12 protein-coding genes are annotated in these 13,352 nt (G+C 63.1%); 2 read left to right on the top strand and 10 right to left on the bottom strand.

The features are described 5' to 3' along the window. Nucleotides 1–24: 24 nt before the first annotated feature. From CH271_RS19125 to CH271_RS19110, 4 genes are read right to left on the bottom strand one after another with little or no spacing between them, the layout of a single operon-like run. Nucleotides 25–1,512 carry an aldehyde dehydrogenase family protein gene (locus CH271_RS19125; RefSeq protein ID WP_094634489.1) on the bottom strand — a complete coding sequence of 496 codons (1,488 nt, stop codon included), beginning with the start codon at nucleotides 1,510–1,512 and terminating at the stop codon, nucleotides 25–27. Beyond that, complete coding sequence (hmgA, locus tag CH271_RS19120; RefSeq protein ID WP_094634488.1) at nucleotides 1,509–2,831, bottom strand: homogentisate 1,2-dioxygenase; 1,323 nt, start codon at nucleotides 2,829–2,831, stop codon at nucleotides 1,509–1,511. Before hmgA ends, CH271_RS19125 begins: the two co-directional genes overlap by 4 nt. Beyond that, on the bottom strand, nucleotides 2,828–4,081 hold the full coding sequence (locus CH271_RS19115; protein WP_094634487.1) for an oxygenase MpaB family protein: 1,254 nt from the start codon (nucleotides 4,079–4,081) through the stop codon (nucleotides 2,828–2,830). The genes hmgA and CH271_RS19115 overlap by 4 nt, the downstream gene beginning before the upstream one ends. Then, nucleotides 4,078–5,181, bottom strand: coding sequence for an alpha/beta hydrolase (locus CH271_RS19110; RefSeq protein ID WP_094634486.1), 1,104 nt, complete (start codon nucleotides 5,179–5,181; stop codon nucleotides 4,078–4,080). The genes CH271_RS19115 and CH271_RS19110 overlap by 4 nt, the downstream gene beginning before the upstream one ends. A 156-nt stretch (nucleotides 5,182–5,337) precedes the next feature. On the opposite strand from CH271_RS19110, the gene CH271_RS19105 reads away from it, so the two are divergent. Both CH271_RS19105 and CH271_RS19100 read left to right on the top strand, forming a co-directional pair. Further along, nucleotides 5,338–5,934 carry a hypothetical protein gene (locus CH271_RS19105; protein ID WP_256986455.1) on the top strand — a complete coding sequence of 199 codons (597 nt, stop codon included), beginning with the start codon at nucleotides 5,338–5,340 and terminating at the stop codon, nucleotides 5,932–5,934. Next, complete coding sequence (locus CH271_RS19100) at nucleotides 5,931–6,413, top strand: hypothetical protein (RefSeq protein ID WP_094634484.1); 483 nt, start codon at nucleotides 5,931–5,933, stop codon at nucleotides 6,411–6,413. Before CH271_RS19105 ends, CH271_RS19100 begins: the two co-directional genes overlap by 4 nt. Nucleotides 6,414–6,434: 21 nt before the next feature. Here CH271_RS19100 and CH271_RS19095 read toward each other — a convergent pair whose 3' ends face one another. The 6 genes from CH271_RS19095 to CH271_RS19070 are packed head-to-tail and all read right to left on the bottom strand — an operon-like array spanning nucleotide 6,435 to nucleotide 13,350. After that, nucleotides 6,435–7,736, bottom strand: coding sequence for an MCE family protein (locus CH271_RS19095; protein ID WP_094634483.1), 1,302 nt, complete (start codon nucleotides 7,734–7,736; stop codon nucleotides 6,435–6,437). Then, nucleotides 7,733–8,848 (bottom strand): MCE family protein, encoded by a 1,116-nt coding sequence (locus CH271_RS19090; protein WP_094634482.1) that lies wholly within the window; start codon nucleotides 8,846–8,848, stop codon nucleotides 7,733–7,735. The genes CH271_RS19095 and CH271_RS19090 overlap by 4 nt, the downstream gene beginning before the upstream one ends. After that, entirely contained in the window at nucleotides 8,845–10,077 is a 1,233-nt protein-coding gene (locus CH271_RS19085; protein WP_094634481.1) for an MCE family protein, read from the bottom strand. Before CH271_RS19085 ends, CH271_RS19090 begins: the two co-directional genes overlap by 4 nt. Continuing rightward, nucleotides 10,074–11,129, bottom strand: a complete 1,056-nt coding sequence (locus CH271_RS19080) for an MCE family protein (RefSeq protein WP_256986454.1) — start codon at nucleotides 11,127–11,129, stop codon at nucleotides 10,074–10,076. Before CH271_RS19080 ends, CH271_RS19085 begins: the two co-directional genes overlap by 4 nt. After that, nucleotides 11,126–12,148 carry an MCE family protein gene (locus tag CH271_RS19075; protein WP_094634479.1) on the bottom strand — a complete coding sequence of 341 codons (1,023 nt, stop codon included), beginning with the start codon at nucleotides 12,146–12,148 and terminating at the stop codon, nucleotides 11,126–11,128. The genes CH271_RS19080 and CH271_RS19075 overlap by 4 nt, the downstream gene beginning before the upstream one ends. Beyond that, complete coding sequence (locus tag CH271_RS19070) at nucleotides 12,145–13,350, bottom strand: MCE family protein (protein WP_094634478.1); 1,206 nt, start codon at nucleotides 13,348–13,350, stop codon at nucleotides 12,145–12,147. Before CH271_RS19070 ends, CH271_RS19075 begins: the two co-directional genes overlap by 4 nt. Between the last annotated feature and the right edge of the window lie 2 nt (nucleotides 13,351–13,352).

Here is a 13,352-nt window from a genome sequence, read left to right as displayed (position 1 = left end):
CGCTTCGTTTGCTGGTTCCGGGCATCACAGGCCGTCGAAGCCGATGTGTACCGTCTTTTCCTCGGTGTCGCCTTCGAGCCCGGAACGGCCGAGTTCGCGGCCGATGCCGCTTCCTGCTCGGCCGCCCCAGGGCAGTGCCGGATCCGGCACACCCCATCCGTTGACCCAGACCGTTCCCACTCGAAGCTTCTCGACGACGGAATGGACACGGGAGATGTTCTGCGAGTAGACCATTGCGTTGAGTCCGTACCGAGTGTCGTTGGCGATACGAATTGCCTCCTCGGTGGTGCGGAAGCTGATCACCGTGGCAACCGGGCCGAAGATCTCGTCGCGTGCAATGGTGAGTTCGTTGGTACCGCGGAACACCGTGGGCTGCGCGTAGATTCCCGTACTACGTTCGCGCTTACCTCCGCAGACCAACTGTGCGCCCTCGGATATTCCGGAATCGATGTACCCCTCGATACGGGCGAGCTGCTTCGCGTTGACGATGGTCCCCATGGTGGACCGGTCGTCGAAGGGATCTCCGACCACGGCGCTCTCTGCGGCCGCAACGAGACCGTCGACCACCTGATCGATGACGGACTCGTGCGCCAGCACCCGCGTCCCGGCAGCACACACCTGACCCTGATGATAGAAGTTGCCCATCGCGATCCAGGGCATCGCAGCGTCGAGGTCCGCGTCCTCGAAGATCAGCTGGGGTGCCTTCCCTCCGAGTTCGAGAACGAGCTTGCGAAAGCTGTCGCCCGCGAAGCTCTGAATCGATTGCCCCACAGCGGGGCTGCCGGTGAACGAGACCTTGTCGACCCCGGGGTGCGCGGCCAGGGCCGCACCGGCGACGGGACCGAGGCCGGTGACCACATTGATCACTCCGTCTGGAATGCCTGCTTCGGCGGCGAGTTCGACCAGTCGCAACGTGGACAACGAGGCATCCTCTGCCGGCTTGACGACGACGGTGTTGCCCGCGGCGAGAGCCGGCGCCAGCTTCCAGGCCGCGATGAGGGCGGGGTTGTTCCAGGGAGTGATTGCAGCGACGACACCGAGCGGCTGGCGGACGGTGTATCCGAATCTGTTCTGTGGGCCGAAGTTGGGTAGGGACATGGTCGAGCCGGAGATCTTGTCTGCCCACCCGGCGAAGTGACGGAACGCCTCGGCGGCACAGGGAATGTCACCGCCGACGGAGTCGCGAAAGAGCTTGCCCATCTCGACGGCTTCGAGGGCAGCGAGAGTCTCGGCGTCCGCATCGATGAGCGCCGCCAACCGAGTCAGTGCCTTTCCTCTCTCGGGGCCGCTGGTACGCGACCACTCACCGTGCTCGAACTGCTCACGTGCAGACCGAACTGCCGCATCCACGTCCTCCTGGCCGGCCGCGGCGATCTGGGCCACCACCTCGCCGGTGGCAGGATTCGTCGAGGTGTACGTGGCACCGTCGGCCGCGGCGATACGTGCGCCACCGATGCGAAGCAGTGGCTCGGGTAGATCGAATTCAGGTCGAGTGATGTCGGCTGTGGTCATCGTGGATCTCCTGTGGATGCGGAATCTCGGGGAACGAAATGTCGTTGCAAGCCGCTCCACGAAGAGTCGTAGTCCGGCTGGCGGTGCCCAGCACTGTGCGCGAAGTCCGTCGTGATCAACGGAAGTCGGGTCTCGAACATGAAGGCCAAGGAGCCGTCGAACTTCTGGGGCACCAGCTCAGCATTCGAAGCGGTGGTGAACGTTTCGAGGTCGGGCCCGTGCGCTCCCCACATGTTGTGCAGGCTCGCCCCACCGGGGACGAAACCTTCGGCCTTTGAATCATGTTGCCCTCGAACGAGTCCCATGAACTCGGTCATGATGTTGCGGTGGAAGTGGGGAGGCCGGAACGAATGTTCGGCGACGTTCCATCGCGGGGGAAAGATGGCGAGGTCGACATTCGCCTGGCCGGGTCGTTCCGACGGCGAGGTCAGAACGGTGAAGATGGACGGATCGGGATGATCCCACCCGACGGTGCCCATGGTGTTGAAGCGGTCGGTATCGTATTTGTACGCACTGTGTGTGCCGTGCCAGGCCACCACGTCCAAGGGGGAGTGGTCGCACTCCGCTGCCCACAGCTGGCCGCCGAACTTCTGGACCACCTGCACGGTGTCTGCACGATCCTCGTACGCAGCAACCGGATACGAGAAGTCGCGGGCATGCGCCAGGCCGTTGGATCCGATGGGGCCCAGCTCGGGCAGGGTGAAGTAGGACCCGTAGTTCTCGCAGACGTACCCGGAGGCAGAATCCGCGTGCAGTGACACCCGAAACTTCACTGCACGACCGATCACGGCGATCTCGCCGGGTAGGACGTCGAGGAGTCCGAACTCGGTATGCAGTCGTACTCCACCCGATTGTGGAACGACCAGTAGTTCACCGTCCAGGTCGGCAAAATACCGGTCGGTCATCGACTGTGTCGCGTGGTACATGTGCACGGCGATTCCGTTGCGCTCGAGCGCGTTACCGTTCGCTGCCATGGTGTAGATGCTGTCCAGGAAATCCTCGTCCGGCCACGGGGTGTCCAGCGGATTCCAGCGCAGACGATTGACGTCGAGTACGCCGTCGACCAAGGGAGCGGATCGGAAGTGGCGGTTGTCGATTCGCTCGAACCTCGGATGCCGTGCCGATGGGTTGATGCGGTAGACCCAACTGCGCCGATTGATCTCGCGCGGCTCGGTGAACGCGGTTCCCGAGAGCTGCTCGGCATAGAGGCCGTAGGGTGCTCGCTGCGGGGAGTTCTGGCCCCACGGCAGCGCACCGGCGATCGCCTCGGAATGATGTTCGTTTCCGAATCCGGTCTGATAACCGAGGTTCTCGCTCATCGTCGCAATGCTCCCTGGGCATCGAATTCGGCCTCTCGACCGTCCATTTGGGCACGAAGCCAACTGCGTCGGTGCGTGTCGGCAAATCGCTCCGTCCTCTTCGCGACGCCGGGCACGATTCGGCGAACGAGCTCGAGCACCGTGATGAGAGGAAATCGTACGATCACGATCAGAATCCACGGGAACGCCGAAGGCATATCGTATTTCGCACGCGTCGCCGGGCCCATGAACAGCGTGGTGTACGCGCCGTAGATGCCGTGGTTGTACCGAGCTCGTAAGCGCGCCAATCCCTTCTGGTGCGGCCTGGGCGCAAAGCTGGCGGGAAACGATTCGATGAGTTCCTTGCCGTGTACCCCGGCGTCGTAACTGCGTGCTGCCGAGACCATGGCCGTCATGCGCAGTGAGTCGGCGATGGTGGTCGGGAAGTTGTCCACGTTCACCCCGAGCAGATGACCCATGAACTTCTGAAAATGCAGCAGCGCGCGAATCTCGGTGGGTGTGGTCTGCAGTCCGACGAGTCGCAGCGCCAACGCGGGTACGGTGCTGCCTCCGAGCAGCGTCAGCATCTGATAGCCCTGGCTGATGGGGTAGCCCCACTTCTCGGTGTGCCATTCGGGATGCCCGTCGATGCGACGTCTGACCGCAACGTGCATCACTCGCACTTTCATCGCGGTTGCGCGGCCGGTCGATCCGATGCGCAGCAGTGCCCCCGGCTCCGACGTGTCGACCCAGAACTGGCAGGTTTCGAGAAATCGACGTAGTGCGTTGTCGCCCGCGTAGCCGCCGGCGAGGGACAGCGGTGTCGCAACGGCCGCCTCGGTGTACATCTCGAGGGTGATGCCGCCCGCAACCGCGAACAGCATCGTTCCCCAGCGCCGCCAGATGGCCGCGCCCTGTTCGACCAGCTCCGGCCGCACCCACTCCGGCAGGGTCTCGAACTCGTCGAAAAGAATACGCATGCTGGCCGGTACGTCGTCGAGTGCGTCGATGCCCTCCACCAACGCTCGGTCGAGAAGTGCGCGCCCGGCCTTCGGATCCGCAGCGAATACCTCGTCGACGAAGTTCTCGGCGACGGGGTCTCCGTGGAACAGGCTGTCGCAGAAGTCGGCGGCGAGGTCGTCGGACGGAAAGAGCGACGTGCCGAACAGCTTTCGCACCGTCGATTCCACTCGGATGAGACGGGGGTTCTTTCGATGCTCCCAGTATGTGAAGGCAGTCGGGACGCGCCTGGTGTCCGCGGTGAGGGTCATATGTTCTTCTCCATCCAGGTGCCGCATTCGTCGGTTACGGCGCCGACACCATGGGGTTGATCGACGAGATAATGATTGAGTTCGGGCAGCTCGACGAGTGTCGAGTCAGGACTGGCGTCGTGCATCGAGCGCGAATCGTCGGCGAAGGCGGCTTGATCGCCGAGCAGTGAGACGATCAGCGTCGGTGCGTCGATTTTCGGTAGATTCTTGAGGGCGTCGGCTCCGGTGTGATCGGAACTCCAGGTGCTCAGCCAACTGCGTACCGACACGAATCGTGCGAGCCCGCCGGCAGCGGTGTTGGCGCGCTCGGGATCGCCATACATGCTGCCCAGCTTCCGGTCACTGGGATCGAGCGTGAGGTCGACGAATCGAGGGTCTGCGACCGTACGGTGGACCACGAATGCGTGATCCGACGCGCCCCGGACCGACACTGTGTCGAGTTCGCGGATTGCCCAGTCGTCGATTCTCCTGATGCGTTCGAGCTGCGCCGCGCGGTACTGCTCGACCCAGTTCCGATCGAGGGGAATACTGCGATCGGGACTGTACAGATCGAGCTCTGGGTCGGTGGAGAACGGATCGTTCTCGTCGGTGACCGCGGGATCGATCCAGTGCCGCAGTACGCGTGCTCGCCCGGAGTGAGCTCCGACCAGCATCAGTGCATCGGCCGGGACGAGCGCGGGGCCGTCGACCTCGACGGTCGGCGACTCCGCCTGCTCTTGGTAGTAGGTCGACAGCGAGCCGCCGCCACTGAACCCGAGAAGAACGACCTTCTCGAAGCCGAGTTCGTTCTTCATCCAGCGCACACCGGATCCGACATCGGCGATCGCGCGTTCCATCAACAGCGCCGGTTCGTTGGAGCTGTATCGCGTGTTCAGTCCCATGATCGGCAGACCCGCTTCGGCGAAGCCGCGAAGTAGGAAGTGCGACAGGAAGTCCGAGGTGGGATGTGCGAGAAGGATTCCGACACTGCGGTTGTGGTGGTGCTGGGCAACGAGATTGGCGTGCAGTGTGGGGTAGTGCCGGGACAGGCCCGAGTGCATTTCCACCCGGCCGTCTCGGGCTGGTTCGTATTGGATTCTCTGGAAATTGTCGTCGATCACTTGAGGGTCCGCCTCCTAGGACGAATGCGATCCGAGTCACAGAAACGTACCATACTTCGAGGTATGGACAAGTCCGGTTCCTTTCGTTCATTCGGCTGCGAAACGTCCGTACCGTGTAGTACGGTCGGTTGGTTCTGGACTGAGAGAGTGATATCGATGAGTGAGCGAGAAGTAGTGCTGGAGAGCGCATCCGAATCGACCGAGGATGTGCCGGACGTCGATGAAACAGCTGTCGACAGCGACGAATCGAACGATGAACCCAGGCGTCCGCTGCGGCTGCGTCGCAGTCTGATCGGGGTCGCCGTGCTCGGGGTCGTTGCGCTCGGCGCGAGCAGTGCACTGCTGCTGCATCAGCATCAGAAATTGGTTGCTGCACAGGACCTTCAGCAGCGCTATCTGCAGGCTGCGCGCCAGAGTGTGCTCGATCTGACCACGATCTCGGCGTCGACCGTCGATGACGATGTCGCGCGAGTTCTCGAGCGTTCGACCGGCACCTTTCGCGACCAGTTCGGCGATCGGGCAGACGATTTCGTCTCGGTGGTGCAGCAAGCCGATGTGCAGGCGACGGGGTCCATCACCGAAGCAGGAATCGAGAACGCCGACGACCATGCGGCGAGTGTTCTCGTGGCAGCGAAGTCGAGCGTCACCAATTCGTCCGGAGCACAGGAAGAACCGAGAATATGGAGACTACGAGTGACCCTCGACAACGCAGGCGAGTCGATCTTGGTATCCGACGTGGAGTTCGTCCCGTGATCGGCCGTCGGCTGACCGTAGCGGGCTTGTCGGTGTTGCTCGTCGGTGGCGGAGCATCCACGGCCTCGCTCTACGTGATGAACCGAGCGGACGAAGAGCAGCAGCAGGCTCGCGCGGCAATCAGTGACGCGGCCGACGACGGTGCCGTCGCGGTCCTGTCCTACCGCGCGGAGACGGTGGATGCCGACATCGAGCATGCAGCATCCTTCCTCACGGGTGATTTCCTGAACTACTACAGCGCATTCGGTGCCGAGTCCATCGCTCCGGCCGCGAAAGATCGCGGAATCACCTCGAGTGCAACGGTATCGGCCAGTTCGGTGGTGTCCTCGTCGGAAAACTCGGCTGTGGCACTGGTGTTCGTGAACCAGAACATCACCTCCGCCGACGCCCCGGATCCCAAGGCCGCATCGAGCAGCCTTCGGATCGAACTCACCCAGGTCGACGGCCGGTGGTTGATCTCCACACTCGATCCGATCTGACCCCGAGGACGTCGTGGGCGCTCAGCCTCCGCCAGGGACCAGCATGCCGTCGAGAGTCTGCGTCGTGGTGTCGAGGTTCTCGTCGACGTATCGTCGACCGTCGCCGGCGATGTAGGAACTGTCGGTCGGGTCGTACTCGCCGGTGGATGCCACTGGGTCACGGCACAGTTCCACGGTAGCGGCACGACGTCCCGGAAACTCCATGCACGGAAGGTTTCTCGCGCCACGAATGGCGGTCGGATCGGCTGGATCGACCTTGCAGTAGAGCCCTCCAGGAGTAGGGATGGTGTCGACCTCGGTGGGGGATCGGCGTTCTGATGCCGGCAGGAACCCTGTGGTGCACGGCGGTGGGTCGTTCACCTGTGCCGCGAAGTACGTGTTCTGGCCCGGCTCGCCGGACTGGGAATTGAGCATTCCGGTTCCCTGTGTCGCTGCGATGAGGGGTGGGTACAACACGAGAATTTGTTCGATCGACGGGTTGTAGACCACTGCGACTTGTTCCACTGTCGTCAGATTCGCCAGTAGCAGAGGCAGTGTCGGCTGCAGCTGCTGGAACAAGGCCGTTACCTCGGTTGCCATCGGCGTGCCCTTGTCGATGAGGGAACGTATCGACACATCGTGATCACGAAGCGTCCCGGTGACGCCGGTCAGTGACGCAGCCCAGGCCCTGATCGAGTCGCTGCTTGCCGCGGTTGACGCCAGGACGGGATCGGCATCGTCGATCAGTGCGGTGATCGATTGGGTGTCGGCGTTCGCGTCGGCGCTCAGAGTTCGGAACGAGTCGAGGAGTTCGGCGACGTTCGTTCCGTTGTTTCCCAGCGCTGCAGCGCTCTCGTCGAGCACGCTACGAAGGTTGTCGGAGCCGATGGATGCCAACGCCGTCTGCAGCAGGTCGATCGTGGGGCCAACCTGTTCGGGGACGGATGTCCTGTCCAGGGGAATCACCGAGCCGTCAGACAGATACGGGCCGTCGGGCGAGTTCGGAATGATGTCGATGTACTGCTCGCCGATCGCGGACATGGAGTGGACCTCGGCTTCGGTGTCGGCGGGAACCGCGACATCCGACATGAGTGACACGACTGCTCGGGCTCCGTCGCCGTGGGTGGTCAGCTCGACGACTCGGCCGATTCCGGAACCTCGATACGTCGCGTTGGCACCGGTGTAGAGACCGGCACCGTCCGCGAGCTCTACGGCGACTCGATACCGACCGACGCCGAGCTGTTCAGGCAGTCGCGCGAAGTAGACCCCGGTGGTCGAGGCCGAGACCACCGCGACGGCCACAATGGTCCACAGTTTGCGATGGAGGGACTGCTTCGGTGTCATGGAGTGCCTGCCGGTGGGATGAGTAGATCTGTGGTCGACGGGATCGTCGCTGCCGGGCTGGGCGAGAACGATCCGAGTGCGCCTTCGAGTGGCGTGCCGAGAAACAGTGCATTGTCGAGGGTGTCGAGCCGAAGGTCCAGTGTCACATCACCGTTGGCGTAGTCGCCCCGCACCGCGTTCTGGTATGTGTCGATCGGAAACGGGTAGGTGAGTAGATAGCGGAACGAGTCGGTCAGTGACGTACCGGAGTCTGCCAGCGAGGCCAGTAGCGGACGCAACTCCTCGAGTTCGGCGACCAGGTCACCGCCGGTGTCGTCGACAATCTCTTTCGCGGTGCTGCCCAGCGTGCCGAGCGAGACCAGCGTGGTGGTCAGATCTTGTCGGCGATCGGACAAGACCTCCAACGCAGGGCCGAGTGTCGTGACGGCGTCGGCAAGCACCTGGTTCTGAGCGGCCACATCGGCGGCGAAGCGATCGAGGTTGTCGATGGAGCGTTCGATGTCGGCTTGCTGTTCGACAAGACCGCCGAGAAGGGTGTTCAGACGATCGATGAGAGCGCGAACCGATTCGGGCCGTCCACCGAGCGCGGCGTCCAGCTCGTCGACGATGTCACCGAGTTGGGGGAGTCCGCCGCCGTTCAGCACGATCGAGAGCGAGGACAGTGTCTGTTCGGTGGTGGGGTACGCGCCCGCTCGATCCAGCGGGATGACATCTCCATCGGCGAGACGGCCGGTGGGTGATTCGGCGGTGGGCGGCGACAATTCGATGTGGGTAGATCCGAGAAGGCTGGTCTGGCCGACTGCTGCCACAGCGTTCTCCGGCAACTCCACGCCCTGGTCGATGTGGACGGTGACGACCGCGTGGCCGTCCTCCAGTGCGATGTCTGCGACGCGGCCCACCGTGACGTCGGAAGCGAGCACTCGCGAATTGCGGTCGATGGTGGACACGTCCGGCATCTCGATGGTCACCGAATATGCGCCCGGCCCTTCGCCTTCGGTGCCGGGCAGAGGGAGGGAATTGAGACCCTGCCAGCCACACCCGGAGGTCAGCAGAACGAGTGCCACACCGGTGAGCGGGAGTACCGCACAACGGATCGGCTTCCGCGTCGTCATTGCCCGCCTCCTGGAAGCAGGAGGTCCGTCAGTGACGACGGCGAGGGTGCCGGAGTCGCGGGCGCTGCCGGGGCGGCAGGTACGAGGTCGGGTTCGCTGTAGACCAGCTGATCGGGGAGTGCACCCACTCCGTGAATCGGGTTGGTGGACAGGGGAAGATAATCGAAGGCCAGTGTTTTCAGCAACGGACCGAGGTACTGCACGCACAGATTCGCCCCTTCCTGAGCGCCGACTTCCTCCGCTGCAGCAATGGCCGAACAGATGAAGTCCATCGGATTGGCAAAGTTGTTCGGTGCAAGTGCGGAGACGATCGCATTGTGAGCCGGCTGATAGATGTTGTTCAGGTTCGACAACGCGGTCGGGGCTACGTGGAGTATCTGCGCGATTCCGTCCCGTTGCGCGGCGAGTTCACCGACCACACTCTGCAGGCTGCGGAGAGTGTCGTCGACACCGTCTCGATTGGCGGCGACGAAGCGCCGCACATCACCCACCGCAACATCCAGTGACGTCAACGCGGTACCGATCTGTTCGGAGTTCGTATCCAGGACCTCGGTGATCGACGCCATCGAGTGGTTGAAGTTCACGATCTGCTGTCCGCTCGCCGACAATGCAGAAACGAACACCTGCAGGTTGCGGACAACGGCGAACAGGTCGGTACGGCCGTCGGACAACGTCTTCAGTGCATCGGAGAGCTGAGCGACCGTAGTGGCGATGTTCTGACCTTGACCTCGCAGGTTGGCATCGGCCGCGTCCACCAAGGCCCCGAGAGGTGCCTGTCCATCAGGTGTCGCGGTTCCCAACGCATCGGCCACCCGGGCGAGCTGGGCCTTGATCTGATCCCACTCGACCGGAACCGCCGTGCGCGAGATCGGGATTCGTTGCCCGTCGTCCATTGCCGGGCCACCGGTGTAGGGCGGGGTGAGTTGTACGAAGCGGCTCGCGACCAGGCTCTGCGAGACGATCACGGCCATGGCATCGGCGGGTACCGGATAGGACGAGTCCACCTGAAGCTCCACGTCGGCGTGATCGCCTCGGGGTTCGATCGACCGGACCGAGCCCACATCGACTCCCATGATCTTCACGTCGTCACCGACGTACAGACCGGTGGTGCTGGAGAATTCGGCGACGATGGTCGTGGTGATCATGCGAGGGACCACGGTGTACGAGACCGCGGCCAGCACCGCCAAGCCGGTTCCGATGGCGGCAAGCTGCCACCGCCGGGCCGTCACCGTGGCGCTCCGTCGATGACGGACAACGGGTTCACGGTGGCAGACTCGCCGGGAGCAGGACCGAGTCCGAGGGCGGCCCGAATGAATGGAGAGATGATCTGCCCGGGGATCAAGTTCTGAATGTACGAGTTGAAGAACGGTCCACTCGACACGGCTTCACCGAGTTGAGTGATGTAGGGACTCAGATTCTCGATGGCCTGGCCGATGTTCGCACGATTTTCTTCCAGGACACCCAGTACCGAATTCAGCGATGCGAGTGTCGATCCCAGTTCTGCCTCGTTGTCTGCGACGAGACCGCTCAGCTGCTGTGCCAGGGCCGTGACGGTGCCGAAAAGCCGGTCAACGACGGCTTGGCGGCGGTTGAGTTCAGAGAGGATGGTGTCGGCATCGACGATGAGGGTATCGACCTGTTCGCTGCGAGCGGCGAGTACCCCGGTCACTCGTTCCGCTGTCGCCAGCAGCGACCGCAAGGATTCGTCCCTGGATGCGATGGTCTGCGACAGTCGACCCACACCGTCGACAGCGGCCGCGAGGTCGGCGGGTGTCTGCTCGAGTACGTCGGTGGTCACGCGCATGGCGTCGGTGAGTCCATCGGTGTCGAGTTCGGTGACATCGTCGGTCAGATCTCCCAGCGCGTCGGTCAATTGGTACGGGCTCGTCGTGTTGTTCAGCTCGATCCGAGCACCCGAACGCAATCGTCCCCTGGTGCCGGGATCGATGCGCAGGTTCTTCGTCCCCAGCACCGTCTGTGTCGGTATGGACAGTCGGGCATCTTCTCGCAGTTCGACGTCGCCGCTCACGGTGAACGTGATGATGACTGTGTCCGAGTCGATTTCGATGTCGGTGACTGTGCCCACAGGGATCCCTGCGACCTCGACGTCGGCACCGACGGTGAGCCCCCCGGTATCGCGAAATGTGCCACTGTATTCCGAACTGGCCGACAATATCGGCAGCGATGACACATTCGTCGCCACCAGCGTCAGCAGTATCGCCAGGACGGTACCGACAACGCCGAGTCGGAGCGTATTGCGACCTCGAACTCGCTGATTCATCGCGGCGCGCACCTTCCCGTTTCCTGGCCGATGAGCGGCGTCGTCAGCCCTCGGCCGTCGGGTGTGTCGATCTTCAACTTGATGCCGCACAGGTAATAGTTGAAGAAGTTCCCGTACGCGCCGAGCCGACTGAGCGCAGCATAGGTATCGGGTAATCGGGAGACGACGCTACCGATCGTGTCTTTCTCCGAATCCAGTTGAGCAGCAGTGCGACCGAGCTCATCGAGCGTGGACTTCAGCGGTGGTCTGGCCACGGTGAGCAGGTCTGCCACCGTGGCCGACGAGGAGTTGATATCGCTCAATGCAGTGCCCCACGCGGCGCTGTCGGCGGCCAGCCCGGACGCCAGATTCTGGGCACGATCGAGTGCTGTCGACACGGCGTCCTTCTGGTCTGCCAACGTCGTCAAGGTCGTGTCCAGGTTGGTGATCACCCGTCCGATCACCTCGTCTCGATCGGCGAGGGATGTGGTCAGTGTGGCGGTATGGGCGAGCAGGGATGCGATCGATCCGCCTTGTCCCTGCAGTGTCGCGACGAGTTCGGCGCTCAGATCGTTGACCTTCGAGGGATCGACGGCCTGGAAAAGTGGCTCGAAGCTGCCGATGAGTTGGTCCAGATCCAGTGCGGGTGAGGTTAGTTCGAGTGGAATAGTGCCACCCTCGTACATCGGAACCGCATCCCCTGGTCCGTCCGCGAGTTCGAGATAGCGGTCGCCGACGAGATTCTGGTAGCGCACGGTTGCAGTTGTGGACGACGTCACGACGTAGCCCGCACCCACATCGATGCCGACCGCCGCGCGATCGTTGTCGACGATGGTGACGTCGCCGACCTTCCCGACTTCCACGCCTGCAACTCGTACGAAATCTCCACTGCGAAGACCGGAGGCACTGGTGAAGATTGCCCGGAACGAGGTGGTCGATTCGAATCTGATCTGTCCGAACACGACGACCAGGCATGCGAGCACGACGGCCATCACGACCACGAACACGATCAGCTTGATCGTCGTGGATGTGCGGCTCATCGGGTCCCGCCCGGTGCGGCGAGTCCGCCGGGCAGAAAGTCCAGTAACGAGCCAGGTGACAAGACCGGACCGGTATTGCCGGCACGGAACGGATTCGATCCGGTATCGGCAACCACGTACGGGGTCGGTACGGCATCGTTCGGCACGAAAGGCAGCGTCCCGCATCGCGGGCCGCCGGACGCTGCAACGCGGGGTAGGTCCGACTCGTACTCGTACGGTGGGATACCGAACAGCACGGTGCTGTTGAGCAACATGGTGCGTCCGTTTCCGCCGGATACTTCCTCGGCACCGACCCGGGCGCGGTCCGCTCCTTGTAGGAAACAGGTGAACTCGGGCGAATACTCCTCGAGCAGTTCGGTTGTCGGCTTCAGCTCGTGCACCGTGCTCGAGATGCCTGCAGCATTGTCCGTCAGGACGCTATTTCCCACATCGGCCATTCCGATCACGCCGAGCAGCACGGCGTCGAGACTGTCGGTGGTGTCGACGAGCGTGCGCCCGGTCGTCGTCAGGTTGTTCAGGTTCGTCAGCAGATCCGGTGCTGCGTCGGCCAACGTCTCGGTGACGGTCGCTCCCGATGCGATGTCGCGCTGCAGCGTCGGAACCCGAGGTTCGACGGCGGTGAGCAGTGCGTTCGTCTCGTCGAGGCTCAGCCCCAGTTCGCTACCGCGTCCACTCGTTGCCGTGGCCAACGAGGTCAGCGTCGCGTTCAGCTTGTCCGGTTCCACAGCCGCCAGCACCTCGGTCAGGGTTTCGAACACGGTGTTGACCTCCACTGTCACCGAGGACGATTCGACGACCGCGCCCGACACGATCGGTGTGGTCGATGGACTCGCAGGCTCGCTGAGCGTGACGAATTTCGACCCGAAGATCGTGGTAGCGGCAATTCGCGCCTCGACGTTCTCCGGAATCGATTGTGCTGCAGCGCCGTCGAGGCGAAGCTCGACGACCGCGCCACCTGGAACCTGGCGGACGGCGTCCACCGTTCCCACTTCCACGCCGTGCATCTTCACCAAGGCTCCCGGTTGCATCACGAGGCCACTGCGATCCGACTGCAGCGTCACCCTGGTCGGTGGATGGACGGCATCGCCCACCGCGCCGGTGAAGGCGAAGTAGGTGGCTGTCACTGCGAGAAGGAGCAGCGCGGCCATGATCACGGCAGCAACGCGGGGTGCGGCCGATCCGATCCGGTGCGTGTGGTTCATCG

The sequence above is a fragment of the Rhodococcus sp. 05-340-2 genome (assembly GCF_002258915.1).
Classification (GTDB): Bacteria; Actinomycetota; Actinomycetes; order Mycobacteriales; family Mycobacteriaceae; genus Rhodococcoides.
This window is presented reverse-complemented; position numbering and strand designations above follow the sequence as displayed.